Here is a 20,295-nt window from a genome sequence, read left to right as displayed (position 1 = left end):
CCTTAATTTTTTGTGTAATTAGTTAATATATAAAGAAATAAAAATAATATTCTTTATATCTGATCTCACGAATGAAATAAAAAAGGATTAAAAATGAAATGAAAATTTCAAAAAATCATTATAAATACTATTGTGAGCGCTTATAGAGCTGTTTAATAACAGGATGTTGGGAAGGGTAAATCACTTTAGATTGCGCTAAAAAGAGTTCTGCTGTAGCAATAGCATCAGAGAGCGCATTGTGGGCATCATAATCGGGTAGCTGATAACGGCTTCTTAAGGCTGACAGACTAAAGTCATTACGATTAATATTCTTATGGCTTAGTAACGTTTTTTCAATGTTAAGCGTATCAAACCAGAGCAAAGGGAGTTCTTTGATATTCAATGCCTTAGAAAGAAAAGCATGTTCTATCGCACTGCCGTGCGCCAAAATACACTTACCTTTTGCTTCATGTAAAAATGATGCAATGGCGTGAGGCAACGATACCCCATCGCTGAGCTGTTCCGGCGTAATGTGGTTAATCACCGCCGTTTCTGCTTTCACCGGTTCGTTATCATTCACATAATAGTGTTGGGCGCTTTTGAGTAGGATTTTGCTATCTGCAATGGTCACCATCCCAATACTTAAAATTCTATCTTTTTCAGGATCTAACCCTGTAGTTTCTAAATCAATCGACAGAATTTGTTGGGTTTTTAATAAACTATCCTCGCTCGGTATCGGTGATTGTAAGGCTGCCTGCAATAGCTTCGGTAGTTGGGGTGAACGCAATAATTTCGCACGGCGACGTGCTAAACGCGCCAATGGCTGGTGGTAACACAGCATTGAACCTATCATTTCATCACACCTTTAGCATGATAACGTTGTTCCGCCGCTTCTTGCGTGCGAGCTATAATACGAAACGCATCTTTCAAATGATTTCGTTCAAATTGCGTGAGCCGCTGAGGCACAATTAAATTCGATAACGCATCTCCGGCTAACAATGCCCTGCGCTGGCAGCCAAATCGCACCTGATTAATAAACAAATAAGCTTCTGTTAACTCTTGGCAAGACGCTGCACTGATAATGCCTGAATCACGCGCCACTTCAAACCGAGTCAAGGTTGATGGCGTAAAAATACCAGCTTCTAATGCGTAAACTCGTGCAAGCTCCACTAATAAATTAACGGCTTGCTTTTTAATATTAAAGACACTGTGGTTTTCGCCATTTTTAACCAACACAAACTGCCTAAACATACCTAAAGGTGGATTTATGCGCGTTGAATTAGCGACCAACATTGAAAGTAACCGCTTACTTCCTTTTAAATGTGATTCTGCTGAACGCACCAATGAGTTAAACAGCACTTGGCTACCATAAAGAAACCGAATATCTAAAAAAACTGAAATGTTTAATAAGGCCTGTTGCTCAGGCTCTTTGAGCCACTGTTGATAATAGGTCTGCCACTGTGTTAACGGCTTACACCACTTGGGATTGGTCGCCATAATATGCCCAGGACAGAGAGAATAGCCACACTCGTCTAAACCATAGCAGACATACTCTGCCAATTGCCTAAACCAGCCCTCCTCCTCCTTAGTCACTTCACGCGCTAAAATGATCCCATTGTCTTGGTCTGAAAGATAATGCATCTCTTGTCGTGCCTGTGAACCTGCGGCAAACCAGCAATAGTCACAGGGAGGCTCTCCTAGCTCTCGTTCCGCCAGCCTTAACAATTGCTTATTAAATGCATCAGCAATTAATGTCATCATTAATTGAATAGTGTGTGATTGAACACCGGATTCAATCAAAGACTCAAACACGGCTTGCCTTTGTACCCCAAGCATTTTTAATTCAGCAAGGCTCTCTTGGCGATAGATGCGGCTAATCAAATACACCGCTTGCATGCTGTTTTTCTGCACTAAGCTCGTTGCAGTTAAAACACCAGTGATACGGTGGTTTGTCATCACTGGCAAGCTACGAATGTTATGCTGCATCATCAATTCAATGGCATTAATGATAGGAGCATTGGCTGCAATGGTGATTGGGTTTTCAGTCATCACTTTGCTGACGGGGGTTTTAATATCCAGCCCTAAAGCCACAACCCGCTTCGTCAGATCACGATCGGTAATGATCCCGAGTAATGTCTCCCCATCCATGACTAATGCCGATGAACGGTGCTTTCGCACCATCTCTTGAGCTGCATCTTGAACACTTGTGCCGGGTGTAATCACGACGATATTGCCATTTTCAATGGAGGAGACTGGATTTAAGTACAACAGGCTATCTTCTGTGAGGTTATCGATTTTGGGCCGTGATGCTAATCGCTGCCCTTCCTCACAAGCAAAATGATGGCGAACCGCTTGGTTTTGTTCCATCGCTAACAACAACGAGTCGCGAGGGATGCAATAAAGCAATGTGTTTTCTATAGCGATCACTTGGTATTCACCGGGGGATTCTGGGGTTTTGTTTAACACACTGAACCCAAAAACATCCCCAGACCCCAGCCTTGCTCTTAAGGAGCCATCCTCATAACGTTGTTCCACCGCTCCCGTTCTTACCAGATATAAACCTTGACCAGCAATTTGGTGCGGCTTCAACACTTCCCGTTGAGTCAAATAGCTAATTTCAACGCTATTTACTAATTGGTCTAGCTGCATATCATCTAAGCGATCAAATGGGTCACGCTGTGAGATAAACTGCTTAACCATCGGGATAAGTGATGGCTCCATAATACGTCACTCTCCTTTATGCATTAACCGACTGAGTTTTACCCACTAACCACGCCTTTGAGAATTTATAAATAATAAAGGTTAAAAGGATAGCGGCAAAAATATAGTAACCAATCATGACATAGCTTGGTGCACCTTGAGCCAAATAGACATACATTGAGATAGCGCCTAGTACAATCAAGCAAGCAACAGGAGTCGCAAAACGCCATGGTGAGATATCAACCTGTTCAGTATAAACATCTTCATAAGGTTTACCCGGGAAGAAGTAACCAATAGTCAGCATAAAGAGGATATTTGCGACAAACAAAATGCCCACTAAATGGAAGAAGTGGATATCTAGATCCAAAATAAAGTTACAAATGATGTAAGCAGACATACCAAACAATAAACCTAATTTTGCAGCAATGGCAGGAACACGCTTAGTCATCAAACCAACTAACACCACACTTAAAATAGGTGCGTTAAAGATACCTTGTAATTGTTGAATTAAATAGAATAGGCCATCAGGAGCATTAGCAACCAAAGGAGCTATAATCATGGTTGCCAGCGCTAAAGCGATCCCCAAATATTTACCGACTTTAACCGTCTGAGCTTCTGTCGCATTCTTATTGATACGATCTTTATAAATATTAACCGTAAATAAAGTGACCGAAGAGTTCAAACCACCACTAAATGTTGAGAAAACTGCACCAACCACCACCGCGGCAAAGAATCCAACTAAGAATTCAGGTAGAACCATGTGTACTAAGACGGGATAAGCGTTATCTGGATTATCAATTTCGCCATTAAGAATATGGAATGCAATAATACCCGGTAAAATAATGATTGATGGGATGATCAACTTAAAGAACGCGCAGAGCATCACCCCTTTTTGCCCTTCCGCTAAGTTTTTAGCGCCCAATGATTTTTGGACAATTGACTGGTTAGTACACCAGAAAAACATATTTGAAACAATTAACCCTGTAAATAGAGTCGAGAATGGTACGAGTGAATCTTCATCACCAATGGAGTTAAATTTCTCTGGATGTGATTGATAGACTTCAGTTAATCCAGCCCAAGCGTTGCCATCTCCCACATAAATCAGGGCAAATATTGTCACTAATAGACCGCCAATAATCAAACCTGCGCCGTTCACAGTATCTGCAATCGCGATCGCCTTAATACCACCAAAAATGGCGTAAATAGCGCCTAAACCACCAACTCCCCATACCATAATCCACAGGGCGGTTGTTTTATCAACATTAAAAACATGTGAAACTTGGAATAAGCTTTCAAGAGCAATAGCTCCCGTATATAACACAATAGGTAGCAATGAAATCACATACATTGCGAGGAATAAAATAGAGGTAATTAATAAGGTGTTTTTATCAAAACGGCGCTCTAAATATTCCGGAATAGTCGAAATACCTAATTTAAGATATTTCGGTAAAAAATAAATAGCGAATAACACAATGGTTAATGCCGCCATAACTTCCCAAGCCATTACAATAAAACCGGTTCGGAAAGATAAACCATTTAGTCCCACAAGGTGTTCAGTAGATAAATTCATCAGTAGCATAGAGCCACCGATATACAGGCCAGTCATGGAACGGCCACCCAAAAAATAGCCCTCGGCAGACGAGGTCAAATGTGCATTTCGGGTTTTATAATAAGCAATCCCAGCAACCAATAAGGTAAAGCCGATAAATGAAAGTAGAGCCAGCATTAGTACCCCCAAGCCTTTCTATTTATAATTAGCGCATAAATTTATGTCAGGTGACTGATAAAGCGGGAATGGCATTTCCCGCTTTTTATTTAGTAATCGGTAAACAAGAGGTATTTAAAACTAAAGTTGAATTTCTTTGCCTGTTTTTAGTGATTCTAGGGCTTTGTCTGCTAAGTAAAGCGCCAATTCACCATCTGTACCTGTTGTCTCTGATTCAGCACGGCCTGCAAGGATATCGACAAAATGCTCCCATTCTGCTTTATACGCTTCGTGGTAACGCTGCAAAAAGAAGAATTCAGGTTTTGCGGATAAGCAACCAACGTCACTTAAAAACTCAACGCTGTTTTCTTTGATATTCCCTGCTGTTAACAACCCTTTTTCACCATGTAATTCGATACGTTGGTCATAGCCATAACCTGAACGACGGCTATTAGAGATGGTTGCCATGGCTCCTGATGGAAATTTCAAAATAATAAACGCGGTATCAATATCCCCTGCTTGCCCTATTGCAGGATCAACGACATTGCTACCTTGTGCATAGACTGAGCATGGGTTTTCGCCAATCATAAAGCGAGCCATATCAAAGTCATGAATTGTCATATCTCTGAACATACCACCGGAAACCTTAACGTATTCCGCTGGTGGAGGTGATGGATCCCGTGATGTAATAATTAAAGATTCAGCTTTACCAATTGCGCCTTGTTCGAATAAATTTTTCAGGTGGCGAAATTGTGGGTCATAGCGGCGGTTGAAGCCAATAAAGAGAGGTACATTGTGCTCTTTAACGCTTTTTAAGCACGCTTTAACACGCTCAAGATCTAAGTGCACCGGCTTTTCACAAAAAATCACTTTCTTATTTTTTGCAGCAAGTTCAATTAAATCTGCGTGAGTATCCGTTGCAGAAGCAATCAGAACGCCATGAACATTTGGGTCCTGCATCGCTTCTTCTGTAGATTGAACTTTCGCTTGGTACTTCTCAGCCAATGCTTGTGCATTAGGTTGGTAAGGGTCAATCACAGAGTAAAGTGTAGTTTCTTTGTGGCCGGCAATATTGACAGCATGAACCTGCCCGATACGTCCTGCGCCAAATAGTGCTATATTGAACATTGAAATGCTCCTTGAGGCGATAAATCCACTATTAGGATATGATGAAATATAACAAATAAAACATTCATTTCAATTTATAATTAATTGAAAATTATGTTTTTGAGGACTAGATAACAATTGCTATAATAAAGTGGATTTTTAGTGTTATTCTGATCACAAAATAACAATGTAAACTCAATCAATTAGCCTTTAGAGCATGCCGATAGTCACAATTAGAGTAAGGTTAATAACGGGAGATATTCAACTTAACGGATATTTTAGAATATTCATTTCATTAATTATCATTTCGTCACAGCGACTCCTTTTATTTTGACTGCCTTTTTCCTGATAAAATGAAAGAGTCGACGTGAGTTCCCCCGCTAAAACCATAAATATGGCACAAGATAAGCTCCCAGCGAACTGAACGACCAACGATCAAAGGAACAGCTTTAAGATGTGAAGTGAAAGGAGTTACGCCACTTTATGCCAAAAAAACGACTTTTCGACTTTGAATTGTTGTTGCCATTTCACCAACGAGTACTTCATACCTTCACCAAAATGCGTTTTTTTTCGCACTCGGTAAAACGAGTTAACACTTGCCGTGATACATCAACCTAAATCATATTGCTTTCCCGACAATCTTCGACAATGCCCAGCCCTATTAGAGAAACATTGAGGTGTCTCTTCTTCGCTGATTGATGGTATTTTTTTCATCAATCTCACTTAGTCTTTGCCGACGCTCATCATTTTATTAAATCGCTTTTAACCTTCAATGCCCAAAATGGATAAACAAAAAACCCAGCTTTCGCTGGGTAAAAAGAAATAACCTAATGACGTCAACCACTTTAATCGTCAAATAACAACCACTGCATCCATGCAAACTTCCCGATAAATAACCTGATCTTGTCTGATTAGAGCTCATCACCGCTCTCAATATTTCAATGTGCCGATTGGCTAAGGCGGATTATTTCCCCTTATTAAACAAGCATATTTCAACTTATTTTGAGCGATGCAAAGAGATGGCTAAAGCATTTAGCCCATTACCCTCCCTACAGAGTAATGATTTAGTACTGCCGTACTCGGTTAGCAACCATGTCTTTGATTTTGTCTGCTGCGGCAACCACTTCCGGTTTCTTCGCGACCTGCGCTGTTCCGGTACGCCACCACGCTTCATAACCGTTAGTCATCGTTTTAGGGAGTACTTTGATATCAATTAATACACAACCTGAATGCGATTTAGCATCCTCAATTGCGGCGATCAATTGAGCTTCATCATGTACGCGATAACTCTTACACCCATAACTTTCGGCATTTTTAGCAAAATCAACTTTAACTAATGGACCATCCATTTGCCCTGTTTGTGGGTTACGATGACGGTTTTCCGTTCCGAAACTCCCCATGCCTTGACTCATTTGCAGGTTATTAATACAACCAAAACCTGCGTTATCGAATAAAAGAATGGTGATCTTCACGTTTTCTTGGATAGCCGTTTGTAACTCACTGTGTAGCATCAAATAGGAGCCATCACCGACCATCGCATAAACAGGTTGTTCCGGGGCTGCTATTTTTGCGCCAATGGCAGCAGCAATTTCATACCCCATACATGAATAACCATATTCCAAATGATAAGTATCAGGATGCTTAGGTAACCAAATACGCTGTAAGTCTCCCGGCAATGACCCTGCTGCACCAACAACGATGGCATCATCTTCCATATGGCGCTGCATTAGCCCCAAGACGCGAGTCTGTGCCAACTCGGTACCAAGCGCTTCACGATACTCCTCTAATTTATCATCAAGGTGACCCGCTATTTCTGGCACAAAATTCAATGGGCTATATTGAATCGAGAATAATCTATCTAACTCAGATTGCCACTGTTGCTTAGCTTGTTGAATACGCTCACCCCACTGTGCTTGATAGCCAGTACCTTGTAATAAAGCATCCAGTGCCGTTAGCCCTTCTTTTGCATCTGCAATAATTTTTAAGGCATCGAGCTTATAGGCATCAAACTCAGCAACGTTAATATTCAAAAACTGTACATCAGGGTGACTAAACAGCGACTTTGATGCGGTAGTAAAGTCAGTGAAACGTGTTCCCACACCAATCACTAAATCGGCTTCTTTTGCTAGTAGGTTCGCGGCTAGGCCGCCTGTTGTACCAATCCCCCCCACATTTAAAGGGTGGCTTGCCACAATGGCACTTTTACCTGCTTGAGTTTCGCCAAATGGGATTGCATAGTGCTCCGCGAAAGTACGGAAGGCATCATGCGCTTCGGAATAACGCACTCCACCACCACAGACTAACAGTGGCTTTTTCTTGCTACGAATTAAACTGACCGCTTCTTCTAAACTCACGGTTGTCGCTGGACGACGTTCAATGCGATGAACACGTTTAGCAAAGAAATAGTCCGGATAATCCCAAGCTTCACCTTGAACATCTTGTGGTAAGCAGATTGTTACCGCTCCCGTATCTGCCGGGTCGGTTAAGACACGCATGGCATTGATCATCGCTGACATCAATTGCTCTGGACGAGATACCCGATCCCAATAACGCGAAACAGGCCGGAAACAATCATTCGTACTGATCGTGCCATCACCATATTGCTCAACTTGCTGTAATACTGGATCAGGCTGACGTGTTGCGAAAGTATCACCTGGCAGCAATAAAAGAGGGATGCGATTCGCGGTCGCTGTCGCAGCCGCCGTCACCATATTTGCTGCCCCCGGCCCAACAGAGGATGTCACTGCACAAATTTGCTTGCGTTTTTTCTGTTTCGCAAACCCTGTAGCAATATGCGCCATCCCTTGTTCATTGCATCCTTGATAAACTTGCAGGTGCCCAGGCGCTTCTTCTAGCGCCTGCCCTAAACCTACTACGTTACCATGGCCGAAGATGGTAAATACTCCCTGAATAAACGGATACTGCTCGCCATCAACCTCAACATATTGTTGGTTAAGAAACTTAACTAATGCCTGAGCTGTGGTCATTGTCTGCTTATTCATATGGGGCTCCATTTATTCCATAGTTGGCATTGTGAAACTGCTTTCATGATGTTCCAGACGGACACTTGCAGGCCAACGGCTGGTAACCGTTTTCATGCGTGTATAGAAACGTACGCCATCATTTCCATGAACATTCAGCGGTCCAAAGATAGAACGTTTCCAGCCACCAAAACTGTGGAAAGCCATCGGAACTGGAATTGGTATGTTAATACCCACCATCCCCGCCATCACATTCTCTTGGAATTCACGAGCCGTTTCACCATCACGAGTAAAGATAGCCGTACCGTTGCCATACTCATGTTGATTGATCAGTTTCAGACCTGTTTCAAAATCTGGAACACGCACAATGGCGAGTACTGGACCAAAAATTTCATCTTTATAGATGTCCATGTCTGGAGTGACATTATCAAACAGAGTGGGCCCTACAAAGTAGCCATTTTCAAAACCTGCCACTTTGAAATCACGTCCATCAACTAACAGGCTAGCACCTTGTTTTTCACCGCTGGTGATATAGTCACAAATTTTTGCTTTATGCTGTGCTGAAATCACAGGCCCCATATCATTTTCTTTACCATCAACGATACCCGGACCTACGGTCATTTTAGCGATTTGCTGTTTCAAGTTTGCAATCAGTGTATCTGCGGTCTCATCACCAACAGCAAGCACGACGGATAATGCCATACAACGCTCGCCAGCCGCACCAAACGCCGCCCCCATAATCGCATTTGTCGCTAGGTTCATATCTGCGTCAGGCATTAGGATACAGTGGTTTTTTGCACCACCTAGTGCTTGGCAACGTTTGCCATGCTCTGAGGCTGTTGTGTAAATGTATTCTGCGATTGGTGTTGAACCCACGAAACTGACCGCCTGAACTTCAGGTGCACGAAGCAATACATCAACGGACTCTTTGTCGCCTTGAACAACGTTAAAAACACCATCGGGTAAACCCGCTTCTTTTAATAGTTTTGCTAATTCAATAGCGAGTGATGGATCTTTTTCCGACGGTTTTAGGACAAAGGTGTTGCCCGTTGCCAATGCGACTGGGAACATCCACATAGGCACCATCGCAGGGAAGTTAAATGGCGTAATGCCAGCACATACCCCCAACGGCTGCATTAAGGAGTGGCTATCAACACCGGTTGCCACATTGGCGGAATGTTCACCTTTCTGTAAATGTGGAATGCCACAAGCAAATTCAACGACTTCCAGACCGCGAGTTAATTCACCGACAGCATCTGAAAATACTTTACCGTGCTCTTTCGAGATTAAACGCGCCAAATCATCCATATTCTCTTCAAGCAGCGCTTTAAATTTAAATAGGATACGCGCACGTTTTAGTGGAGACAGTTTTGACCACTTAGGGAAGGCTTTATGGGCAACCTCTATTGCCTGTTTAGTTTCAGCAGCACTGCTCAACACAACTTGAGCTGTTTGTTCACCGGTTGCAGGGTTATATACGGGTGCAAAACGCCCACTTTGGCTGGATACAAGTTCACCGCCAATGAAATTCTGAATCTGTTGCATGTTGCCTCTCTTTAGCTGATAGAGTTACCTTGTTGCTAAAGATATATGAAATATTCATTTCATTTTCAACTAAAACTGAAATAACATTCAATTTATGTGATCCAGACTGAGTTTTTATGAAATTGTCGATTGAAGATAAAGACACTGGTTTCAAAAATCGTTTTAATCAGCCCTCAGATAAAAAGCAATATGAATTGATTATTCCATTTAGTTGGATTAGTTTTTCAAAAAAATTCGACTAACGGCTGAAAATAACTACAATCAATAGCCTAGTCACGGAGGTTTTATGTCAACTGCATCGAATTTAAATGAGTTTCAGGAGCAAGTTCGTTCCCGTTACGATGAACTAAGTAAACGGCTACAGCAAGTAGCACGATATGTTTTAGATAACACAAATAGTGTGGCTTTTGATACAGTTGCTGTCATCGCTAAGGAAGCCAATGTTCCACCATCTACCTTAATCCGTTTCGCTAATGCCTTTAATTTCAGCGGATTTAACGAAATGAAACAGTTATTTCGTATGAATTTAGTGGAAGAAACGGCAAGTTACACCGATCGCGCCCGTTTATTTCGTGAAATGGATAGCGACCAAGAACTGAGTGATGATCCTGCTCAGATTTTAAAAGAGTTTGCTCACTCAAATGCGCAAGCGCTACAACAAATGGCAGCGAGAACCCCCGCTGAAGATCTTGAAAAAGCCGTCACCCTATTAGCCGAAGCAGAAAATGTCTATATCATTGGGTTACGTCGTTCGTTCAGCGTTGCAACCTATCTTAGCTATGCCCTTAGCCACTTAGAGTGCCGTCCACAATTGATCGATGGCCTTGGTGGTATGTTCAAAGAGCAAATCAACCGAATTAACGAAAAAGATGTTGTGGTTTCTATTAGTTTCACACCTTATGCAGAAGAAACCATTATGGTGAGCGAAAAAGCCGCCCAAACTGGCGCAAAGCAGATTGTTATCACAGATAGCCAAATCAGCCCACTCGCTAGTTTTAGTGATGTCTGTTTTGTGATCAAAGAAGCCCAAGTTGATGCCTTCCGTTCCCAGTCAGCAACCTTGTGTCTTGCGCAATCACTCACTGTTGCACTGGCGTATCGCCAAGGCAGTAAGCTAGTTTAATCTTAAGACGGGCTTTGGACACAAATACCTCCGTTGTGACTTAGCCCGGAACATTACAAAGCGGTATCGATTCCCCTTCCCTTTCAATATTCCTCAATTTCGGCAATCTCCAAACTCACTAACCTGTACCTCGTTTCTTGATGCTATTAATCACCACTCATGGATGAAATCTAAGCCTATTACCAGTGTCTTTAAAAATTGTGAGACTCATCAGAAAACACGAATTTCAATAAAAATAATAATGAAATTATTATTTCACACTGTTATGTTGAGATTATGTAAACACCTGAAACTAACCTTTCGGTGAGGAGCTTGGTAATGAATACACATTTTCTCTATTTGTTTGGCCACCTTCGCTTACTTGAAGAGCAGCATGCGCTTGTCTCGTTAAATAAGACAGGTATTGGCCTCATAGGCTCCCCCACGCACAATACATGGTACACAGAAGCGATATTGCATAGCCAACATCATTGTCAACTCAACTCCGTTTGTTCGTTAGATTCACCGATACCTTCAGCTGCATACTTTATTTGCCAAAAAAGAAAAATCGAGCATCTCATCGACAATGATGCGGTTGATACAATTATCGTGACATCCCTATGCAGTGAAGAGCTATTAAAGTTTATTATTCAATCTGCGATTAATTCAGGAAAAAATATTTTACTCAATAATGTTCCAAATTATGGAACCAATGAGTTAGTTAATTTACTCAAATTAGCTAAATACAACGATGTTAATATCTGCCAAAATAGCCTGCTTCGTTTTTCTCACCAGTATGATGAAATGAAATCAATCTTATCAAATAAGAGTACTCGTGATAGTAGTTTATTGCGCTTATCCGCCCACCGTCAAATTGATAAAATGGATTGCCTTTCCAAAGAGACATTACGTTCATTAATTGCAGAAAAAGTATCGCTGCTCCTTAATTTACTGCCTGAATTTAAATTTGATTCCCTCTCAATTCAATATTCTCGTCCATTTTCACACATTGAAAAAGGTGATGTGCTTATGATTAATTTAAAAGACAGCAATGGCTTTTTAGCCTCGCTAGAACTGTTTTTTAATACAGGGAATGTTTCTGATAAATTATCCCTTAAGCAATGCCATCATGATCTCCAATTTGAGAATTTTCTAATGTCTAATAACCAATTCTCAATAATTAACGAAAATTCATTGATTATAAAACAGCTTGACCATTTCATCTTAAATCCACATAAAACAAACAAAATCGTCATAAACTCACAATTAATTGATATCAATAAAATAACTGAATCGATTTTAAATCAATTGGAATTAAATCAGTTTATTTGATAAGTGAATTTATAATCTACCCAAATCAATAATGTATTCAATAATAACCTTGTTGATTATTTTTTGATAATAAAAATCAAACTATTCAGTATAATTACTTAATTAACAATCAAGGCCGGAAGAAATAGAGCCAAAAAAGATAATGACTCTGTCATTCCTTCCGGTCCGATTAACTTTCTCATAGTATCTCTCTATGTTGATATTTGGTGCTTTTGTTGACGGTGTTTACAAGATATTTTATAGCCTTCCCTGAGTGTATCATACGCCTATTAATGAATGGTGCAGCGTGTACCTAGGTTAACGTTAACAACACCATACAGAAACGTCGTTGGCTCCAAGTTAAATAAACAGGCAAATTGGAATAAAGAATCGACATCGATACAGCTTTCACCACTTTCAAAGCGAGTCATCTCATCTTCAGAAACGCCAATTAGTCTAGCCGTTTGTTTTAACGTCATTTTATGACTTTCTCTTTGTTTACGAATTTTGATACCAAGTAGTTTTGCAATATTATCTTTTTGCATAATAACCCCCTAAAAAAATAAATTAAGTAAAGTTAGTTTTGACGATGCGTAAATTAGCATTCTGCTTCCATAAATTAATTGATTTAAATTAAAAAATGACGCCAAAAAACTCATCGAATTATGAATAGCACTAAATGATTAATTTCAACCATAAAACATAATCCAGTGAATCATAAGGACATTTTTAAAATAGATCTTTTTATCCCTAGATATTTATTGTGACATTAATCACAAAAAATGTGTATCCTAACTTCGTATTATTCAGCATTAAACCGTCTTTTTAAGAATTTTATACATGTAAGTTTTATGTGGTTTTTATGTGTTTTATTATTTTTATTTATTAAATTATATAATCACTCTTTAAAAACATTCATAAGATTATCGCCATATTATTATTAAGATAAATAACTTTATTGTTACTAATTATGACATTTTATGTCAGTTGATTTAGGACTAATTTTATTCCAAAAAAGAAAAACATTTAAAGTCATATTTAAATTTCTAAAGTCTAGTATATTATTGAATGTAAGTAATATAAAAAAATAAAAAAAGTCATCTTTTTTAGATTAAAAGTAATCAATAAACGATTATATTAAGTTTTACTATACTTGAATATTTTGAATAACAGTAGATGGCGAACAAAATAATAGTTAAGTCATTGAGTTCAAAAGAACAAAAACTTGAAATATGAAAGGTATACACCAATAGGGAAATCTTTAAATAACAGTTTGCTTATTTTGGAGAGTTCTAAGGTATGTCTCAAAATGATATGAATAATATGATGATGTTAGCTCGTCATTTGCCTCAAAAGGCTGTTGCTTTGATCCTTGCTGGAGGTAAAGGTACTCGCCTTAAAGGATTAACGAGTAAACGAGCCAAGCCTGCTGTTCATTTTGGTGGTAAATTTCGTATTATCGATTTTGCATTATCAAATAGCCTAAATTCGGGTATTAGACGAATTGGTGTTATTACCCAATATCAATCTCATTCATTAGTACAACACATCCAAAGAGGATGGTCGTTTTTTAATGAAGAAATGAATGAGTTTGTCGATTTACTACCCGCACAGCAACGCGAAATTACCGACCATTGGTATAAAGGCACGGCCGATGCGGTCTATCAAAATATGGATATTATCCGTAATTATCGTGCAGAATATATTGTGATCCTTGCGGGTGACCACATCTATAAAATGGATTATTCACGCATGTTGCTCGATCATGTTAACAATGATGCAAAATTTACCGTTGCCTGCATCAAAGTGAAAAAAGAGGAAGCCCATCAATTTGGTGTAATGGAAATTGATGAGAATCGTTGGATAACCCAATTCCATGAAAAACCACAAGACCCGCCGGTACTAAAAGATTCGCCTGATTCATGTTTAGCGAGCATGGGGATCTATATTTTTAACAGTGATTACCTCTACAAAATGTTAGAAGACGATAGCCTTTGCCCGAGTTCCAGTAATGATTTCGGTAAAGATATTATTCCCAAAATAGTGGCCAGAAGAGAAGCTCTCGCTCATCCCTTTGAATATTCATGTGTCACCAGCAATGCCGATGTTCCTCCTTACTGGCGCGATGTCGGAACATTAGAAGCCTATTGGTCAGCAACACTGGATCTTGCCTCGGTAACCCCTGAGTTAGATATGTATGACCGCAACTGGCCTATCCGTACTTATATGGAGCCTTTACCACCTGCAAAATTTGTCCAAGACCGCTCGGGAAGCCATGGCATGACCATGAATTCACTTGTTGCGGGGGGTTGTATCATTTCAGGATCGATTGTCATACACTCTGTGTTATTCCCTCGCGTGAGAGTTAATTCATTCTGTAATATCGAATCTTCTATTTTACTGCCCGGAGTGAATATTGGGCGCTCATCACGTTTACGCCGCTGTATTATCGATAGAGGCTGCGTCATTCCAGAAAATACCGTTATTGGCGAAAACCCTGAAGAAGATAGCCAACGCTTCTATCGCACAGAACAAGGTATCGTTCTCGTCACAAAAGAGATGTTAGATAATTTACATAACAATAAGGAATAAGATTGTGAGCACTCATTTTGTTTACGAATGTCATTCGCCACTAGTGACACAAGAAGCACTAAAAAGCTCCATTATCTATAAATTAAAATTTGTGATTGGCAAAGAACCTTATATTGCGACACAACGAGAATGGTTAGAAGCCATCATACTGGCGGCTCGCGATCGGATCGTTGACCGATGGATGGCGACGAACCGTGCAACCTATTCACAGCAGCTTAAGCAGGTTTACTATCTATCGATGGAGTTTTTACTCGGTCGATCATTATCTAATACATTAATTTCAATGAATATGTATGAGGATCTAACCCAAGTCGTGGCTGAGCTTGGCTTTGATTTTGAGCAATTGTTAGAGCAAGAGACAGATCCCGGCCTCGGTAATGGCGGCTTAGGCCGCCTTGCCGCATGTTTTCTCGATTCTCTCGCAACCCTGAATCTCCCCGCATGTGGTTATGGTATTCGTTATGAATACGGCATGTTTAAACAAACCATTCGTAATGGACAACAAATCGAATCCCCTGATGATTGGCTGATTCATGGCAACCCTTGGGAGTTTCCTCGAACAGAAAATCGCTACCAAATCCAATTTGAAGGCCATGTGACCGAAGAAGAGGGCCGCTATCAGTGGGTAAAAACGAACGATATTATCGCTGTCGCTTATGACCAAATTATTCCTGGCTATAATACTGAGGCAACAAATACCCTGCGTTTATGGAGTGCCAAAGCTAGCGATGAATTTGATCTGCAAATTTTCAATGATGGCGAATATTATGCCGCGGTTAAGAAAAAAAATGAGTCTGAAAACGTTTCTCGCGTCCTCTACCCAAACGATTCAACCTATTCAGGCAAAGAGCTGCGTTTAAAACAAGAGTTCTTCTTAGTTTCTGCATCTGTGCAAGACATACTTCACCGCCATTGGTTAGTTTACCAACGTTGGGATAACTTAGCTGACAAAGTGGCAATCCATTTAAATGATACCCATCCTGTTCTTGCCATTCCTGAGTTAATTCGTCTATTAGTCGACAAACACCAAGTCAGTTGGCAGGATGCCTTAGCATTAGCACAAAACGTGTTCTCTTATACTAACCACACGCTGATGAGTGAAGCTTTAGAAACTTGGCCTGTCGAGATGATCCGTAAAATTCTGCCGCGCCATCTACAAATCATTTATCAAATTAATGACGAATTTTTGCAACATGTGAGCCAAAAATTTCCGCAAGATTACGAATTGCCGCGTCGTGTCTCCATCATTAATGAAGAGTATGGGCAGCTTGTGCGAATGGCGTGGCTGGCGGCTATTGTCTGCCATAAAGTCAACGGCGTCTCTGAGTTACATAGTCAACTTATGACCGACTCTCTGTTTGCCGACTTTGCCCGAATTTTCCCTAATAAATTCTGCAACATCACCAATGGCGTGACACCGCGACGTTGGCTAGCTATTGCTAACCCAGAGCTGACTTCGGTTATAGAAAGCTATATCGGCCAACAATGGTTAGTTAATTTGCCTCAATTGACTGAATTGAAGCAGTGGATGGATTACCCTCAATTTTTAGATAAGTTGCAACAAGTTAAACACAGTAACAAAATTAAATTAGCGCGTTTTATTGCCCAGACACAACAAATTGTGGTTAGCCCTGAAGCCTTATTTGATGTACAGATCAAGCGTATTCATGAATATAAGCGGCAGCTCTTAAATTTACTGCATGTCATCACTCGTTATAATCGAATATTAGCAGATCCAGAGCACAACTGGGTGCCCCGCGTGGTGATCTTTGCAGGTAAAGCCGCCTCCTCATATAGCGCGGCAAAAAAAATCATCCACCTCATTAATGATGTTGCTGCGGTTATCAACAATGATGCGCGTATCGGTTCGCGCTTGAAAGTGGTGTTTATTCCTGATTATGGAGTAAGCCTAGCTCAGAAAATAATTCCGGCCACCGACCTTTCCGAGCAGATTTCACTTGCAGGTACAGAAGCCTCCGGAACCGGTAATATGAAATTCGCACTAAATGGTGCATTGACCATCGGTACACTCGATGGCGCAAATGTTGAGATACGCGAACATGTTGGCCACGATAATATTTTTATCTTTGGTCATACCATCGATGAAGTAAAACAAATCAAGCAGAATTACTACTATCCACGTTGGTATTATGAAAATGATGCTGAACTGAAACAAGTGATAGACCAGATAGCACAGGGTTACTTTAAACCTGACGTTCCTAACTTTTATCAAGATTTAACCTACAGCTTGCTCGATGGCGGTGACCCATATTTATTGTTTGCAGATTATCGTAGTTACATCAATACACAGGAACAAGTCGACGATTTATATCAAGACCCATTATCTTGGCAGTCTAAGGTAGCAAAAAACATCTGTAATATGGGCTTTTTTTCTACTGATAGAACAATCCAAGACTATGCCTCACAAATTTGGAATATCGAATCTATCAATTTATGACCCTATGAATTAGATTAATCTAGACATTTTGGTTAAGGTCAATTTAACGAGAAACTTACTTAACTTCACAACTATTTAAAAAAATTCTCAGTCGGCATGCTATCCTGATACCGACTGGGATGTATCTGTCTAGTATAAAAGTCCGATTTTTAGCCAGTTATGATTTTATACTTTGGGCAAAGTTAATTTAAAAGGGTCATCATGCTTCAGGAAAGTGTTATTAGAGAAATGATTCTCTGGATCGAAAAAAACTTAGAGTCACGCCTGTCTTTAGATACTGTTGCCGAAAAATCAGGATACACCAAGTGGCATTTTCAGCGCCTATTTAAAAACCAAACAGGACTTGCTCTCGGTTCTTACATTCGTGCTAGACGATTATCGTGCTCAGCCGTGGCATTGAGGCTAACTAATGATAGCATCATGGATATCTCTTTACGCTATCGTTTCGATTCACAGCAAACATTTTGTCGTGCATTTAAAAAACAATTCAATATCACCCCTTCTGAATACCGCAAACGTACCGGATGGAAAATTGAAGGTTTTTGCCTGCCACTAAGAGAAAGTAAAGAGTTCAGCGTTAAGGTCAGCCTAACCAAATTAGATCCCGTTAAGGTTATCGGTAAACAGCATCGCTATACCAAAAGCATCAATGAATGGAATTTTAAAACCCAAGAGCTGAGACGCTACTATTGGAGAGACTTTATCAATGAGGCTCAGTGTGTCACAACCAATATGTATGCTATCCACGGTGTTGATTCTATCAATGATCAAGAGGGGCAATTCTGCTATACCACAACCTTTGAAGAAAGTGGTGTTGACTCCCCTACCCCTAATCTTAAAAGCATAACTCTCCCTGCTGGCGATTATCTACAAATTAAGTTTACGTGTGATGAACTCCACGGTATTGATTACAACGACATTATCTATACCGTATATGGAAAAGTACTTGCGAGTATGGATATTGCTCGGGGTGAAGGCTGTGACATTGAAAACTATGTTTTAAAGTCTACGCCCGATTATAAAGAGTTTATTGAAAACTCACGCCTCTATCTTAAAGAATTAAATTATTATATCCCTGTCATTATTTGATTAAATTAAAGAAAACTAACTTACAATGAGTTAGTTTTCTTTATTTCTTATATTTAATCTTAATAACTTATCTAACAGATAATTAACTTTCATTTCATTTTCATAAAAAAAATCATCATTAAAAGCCCATCAAATATAGATAATCAATTCTATGATGTTAATAATTATTTGAATATTACTTCATTAAAGTTCATATTAAATATATCGAGTGTTGAAAATAAACAAATATCACGTTAGCATAAATTTTAGTTTCATCTTTTTTAAAGGACAGATAACTGAGTTAATAATCCAACTTTGCAATAAAGGACTAATAATAATGGTTAAGAATAATACCTCAACAAGTCTTATGGTTATCTTTGTCGGTTTACTGGCAGCACTCGCAGGCCTCTTCTTTGGTTTAGATACGGGGGTTATCTCTGGTGCACTTCCCTTTATTAGTCAACAGTTTGATATCTCATCAACCCAGCAAGAACTGGTTGTCAGCTCAATGATGTTTGGTGCCGCAGCTGGCGCTATTATTAGCGGTTGGTTATCATCTTTAAGTGGTAGAAAAAAGAGTTTACTGATCAGTTCAATATTATTTATTATTGGTGCATTAGGCTCCGCCTTTTCCCCTAATGCCAATATACTTATTATTTCGCGAGTCATATTAGGACTCGCAATTGGTATTTCTTCATTCACAACTCCAGCTTATTTATCAGAAATCGCACCGAAAAAGATCCGTGGTGGAATGATATCTATGTATCAATTAATGATTACAATAGGTATCTTACTTGCATTTATTTCTGATACCGCTTTTAGTTATGATCATGCTTGGCGTTGGATGTTAGGGATCACAGCTATCCCTGCTGTTTTGCTTTTTATTGGCGTCACTTTTTTACCCGAAAGCCCCCGTTGGCTTGCCAGTAAAAATAGATCGAATGATGCTAAAACTATATTATTAAAATTAAGAAAATCAGAAAATGAAGCGATCCAAGAGCTGGATGATATTTTTAATAGCCTAAAGATCAAGCAATCGGGATTCGGTTTATTTAAAAATAACAGTAATTTCCGACGTACTGTATTTTTGGGTATTGCTCTGCAATTTATGCAGCAACTGACAGGTATCAATGTCATTATGTACTATGCCCCTAAAATATTTTCATTAGCGGGGTTTGAAAGTACCACCCAACAAATGTATGGCACAGTTCTTATTGGCTTAGTCAACGTCATCACAACCATTTTTGCCATCTCAATCGTTGACCGTTTTGGCCGTAAAAAATTATTGATCTTTGGCTTTAGTGTCATGGCAATCAGTATCGGCTTACTCGCCTACTTGCTCTCTTTTGATACGCATACCGTTCTAATCCAATATAGTAGTATTGCCTTTTTACTTATCTTTATTATTGGATTTGCCGTGAGTGCGGGACCGATTATGTGGGTCTTATGTTCTGAGATACAACCACTGAGAGGTCGTGATTTCGGTATCACCTGTTCAACTACCTCAAATTGGGTAGCAAATATGATCGTTAGTGCTACGTTCTTAACACTGCTATCGACTTTAGGGGATACGAATACTTTCTGGGTTTATGCTGGGTTAAATGCTGTATTTATTATTATCACGCTCTATTTTGTCCCAGAAACAAAAAATGTTTCATTAGAGCAGATAGAAGAGAACCTAATGAAAGGCAATGCGCTACGCAATATTGGTCGATAAGCATCCACAATTAAACCTTATTTTTGTAGA

The 20,295-nt window shown here is 39.7% G+C and carries 13 protein-coding genes; 6 read left to right on the top strand and 7 right to left on the bottom strand.

Going from position 1 to position 20,295, the window contains the following annotated elements:
* Positions 1-127: 127 nt before the first annotated feature.
* The 6 genes from I3B46_RS06345 to I3B46_RS06320 form a co-directional block, all read right to left on the bottom strand.
* The gene (locus tag I3B46_RS06345; RefSeq protein ID WP_004922098.1) at positions 128-832 is read right to left on the bottom strand and encodes a 3'-5' exonuclease; all 705 of its coding nucleotides are present in this window, start codon (positions 830-832) and stop codon (positions 128-130) included.
* A complete protein-coding gene (locus I3B46_RS06340) occupies positions 829-2,700 on the bottom strand; it encodes a DUF294 nucleotidyltransferase-like domain-containing protein (RefSeq protein ID WP_104872876.1) in 1,872 nt (623 codons plus the stop codon). Before I3B46_RS06340 ends, I3B46_RS06345 begins: the two co-directional genes overlap by 4 nt.
* A gap of 16 nt (positions 2,701-2,716) precedes the next feature.
* Entirely contained in the window at positions 2,717-4,405 is a 1,689-nt protein-coding gene (locus tag I3B46_RS06335) for a solute:sodium symporter family transporter (RefSeq protein ID WP_004922104.1), read from the bottom strand.
* A 120-nt stretch (positions 4,406-4,525) separates the two neighbouring features.
* Complete coding sequence (iolG, locus tag I3B46_RS06330) at positions 4,526-5,512, bottom strand: inositol 2-dehydrogenase (RefSeq protein WP_004922108.1); 987 nt, start codon at positions 5,510-5,512, stop codon at positions 4,526-4,528.
* A 1,043-nt stretch (positions 5,513-6,555) separates the two neighbouring features.
* The gene (gene iolD, locus I3B46_RS06325) at positions 6,556-8,493 is read right to left on the bottom strand and encodes a 3D-(3,5/4)-trihydroxycyclohexane-1,2-dione acylhydrolase (decyclizing) (protein WP_014656440.1); all 1,938 of its coding nucleotides are present in this window, start codon (positions 8,491-8,493) and stop codon (positions 6,556-6,558) included.
* Between the two features lie 12 nt (positions 8,494-8,505).
* Positions 8,506-10,017 carry a CoA-acylating methylmalonate-semialdehyde dehydrogenase gene (locus I3B46_RS06320; protein WP_004922117.1) on the bottom strand — a complete coding sequence of 504 codons (1,512 nt, stop codon included), beginning with the start codon at positions 10,015-10,017 and terminating at the stop codon, positions 8,506-8,508.
* 286 nt (positions 10,018-10,303) lie between these two features.
* Here I3B46_RS06320 and I3B46_RS06315 point away from each other — a divergent pair, with 286 nt between their 5' ends.
* Both I3B46_RS06315 and I3B46_RS06310 read left to right on the top strand, forming a co-directional pair.
* Positions 10,304-11,140, top strand: coding sequence for a MurR/RpiR family transcriptional regulator (locus I3B46_RS06315; RefSeq protein WP_004922124.1), 837 nt, complete (start codon positions 10,304-10,306; stop codon positions 11,138-11,140).
* A 318-nt stretch (positions 11,141-11,458) separates the two neighbouring features.
* A complete protein-coding gene (locus I3B46_RS06310) occupies positions 11,459-12,451 on the top strand; it encodes a hypothetical protein (RefSeq protein ID WP_014656441.1) in 993 nt (330 codons plus the stop codon).
* 269 nt (positions 12,452-12,720) lie between these two features.
* Here the strand turns inward: I3B46_RS06310 and I3B46_RS06305 are convergent, their stop codons facing one another.
* Complete coding sequence (locus tag I3B46_RS06305; protein ID WP_004922128.1) at positions 12,721-12,975, bottom strand: helix-turn-helix domain-containing protein; 255 nt, start codon at positions 12,973-12,975, stop codon at positions 12,721-12,723.
* Positions 12,976-13,729: 754 nt separating this feature from the next.
* Here I3B46_RS06305 and glgC point away from each other — a divergent pair.
* The 4 genes from glgC (at position 13,730) to I3B46_RS06285 (ending at position 20,265) form a co-directional block, all read left to right on the top strand.
* Positions 13,730-15,022, top strand: coding sequence for a glucose-1-phosphate adenylyltransferase (glgC, locus tag I3B46_RS06300; protein ID WP_004922133.1), 1,293 nt, complete (start codon positions 13,730-13,732; stop codon positions 15,020-15,022).
* A gap of 4 nt (positions 15,023-15,026) precedes the next feature.
* On the top strand, positions 15,027-17,480 hold the full coding sequence (gene glgP, locus I3B46_RS06295; RefSeq protein ID WP_076914249.1) for a glycogen/starch/alpha-glucan family phosphorylase: 2,454 nt from the start codon (positions 15,027-15,029) through the stop codon (positions 17,478-17,480).
* A gap of 201 nt (positions 17,481-17,681) precedes the next feature.
* Positions 17,682-18,569: a helix-turn-helix domain-containing protein gene (locus I3B46_RS06290; RefSeq protein WP_004922140.1), complete on the top strand. Its 888-nt coding sequence runs from the start codon at positions 17,682-17,684 to the stop codon at positions 18,567-18,569.
* Positions 18,570-18,885: 316 nt separating this feature from the next.
* Positions 18,886-20,265, top strand: coding sequence for a sugar porter family MFS transporter (locus I3B46_RS06285; protein ID WP_004922142.1), 1,380 nt, complete (start codon positions 18,886-18,888; stop codon positions 20,263-20,265).
* Positions 20,266-20,295 lie beyond the last annotated feature (30 nt).

The organism is Providencia sp. 2.29 (assembly GCF_015832305.1).
Classification (GTDB): Bacteria; Pseudomonadota; Gammaproteobacteria; order Enterobacterales; family Enterobacteriaceae; genus Providencia; species Providencia stuartii.
This window is presented reverse-complemented; position numbering and strand designations above follow the sequence as displayed.

Excerpts from the sequence above, each read along its gene's own strand:
- glgC (WP_004922133.1), top strand. The coding sequence starts at position 13,730 with ATGTCTCAAAATGATATGAATAATATGATGATGTTAGCTCGTCATTTG.
- iolG (WP_004922108.1), bottom strand. The coding sequence starts at position 5,512 with ATGTTCAATATAGCACTATTTGGCGCAGGACGTATCGGGCAGGTTCAT.
- iolD (WP_014656440.1), bottom strand. The coding sequence starts at position 8,493 with ATGAATAAGCAGACAATGACCACAGCTCAGGCATTAGTTAAGTTTCTT.
- I3B46_RS06335 (WP_004922104.1), bottom strand. The coding sequence starts at position 4,405 with ATGCTGGCTCTACTTTCATTTATCGGCTTTACCTTATTGGTTGCTGGG.
- I3B46_RS06320 (WP_004922117.1), bottom strand. The coding sequence starts at position 10,017 with ATGCAACAGATTCAGAATTTCATTGGCGGTGAACTTGTATCCAGCCAA.
- I3B46_RS06340 (WP_104872876.1), bottom strand. The coding sequence starts at position 2,700 with ATGGAGCCATCACTTATCCCGATGGTTAAGCAGTTTATCTCACAGCGT.
- I3B46_RS06290 (WP_004922140.1), top strand. The coding sequence starts at position 17,682 with ATGCTTCAGGAAAGTGTTATTAGAGAAATGATTCTCTGGATCGAAAAA.
- I3B46_RS06285 (WP_004922142.1), top strand. The coding sequence starts at position 18,886 with ATGGTTAAGAATAATACCTCAACAAGTCTTATGGTTATCTTTGTCGGT.
- I3B46_RS06345 (WP_004922098.1), bottom strand. The coding sequence starts at position 832 with ATGATAGGTTCAATGCTGTGTTACCACCAGCCATTGGCGCGTTTAGCA.
- I3B46_RS06310 (WP_014656441.1), top strand. The coding sequence starts at position 11,459 with ATGAATACACATTTTCTCTATTTGTTTGGCCACCTTCGCTTACTTGAA.
- I3B46_RS06305 (WP_004922128.1), bottom strand. The coding sequence starts at position 12,975 with ATGCAAAAAGATAATATTGCAAAACTACTTGGTATCAAAATTCGTAAA.
- I3B46_RS06315 (WP_004922124.1), top strand. The coding sequence starts at position 10,304 with ATGTCAACTGCATCGAATTTAAATGAGTTTCAGGAGCAAGTTCGTTCC.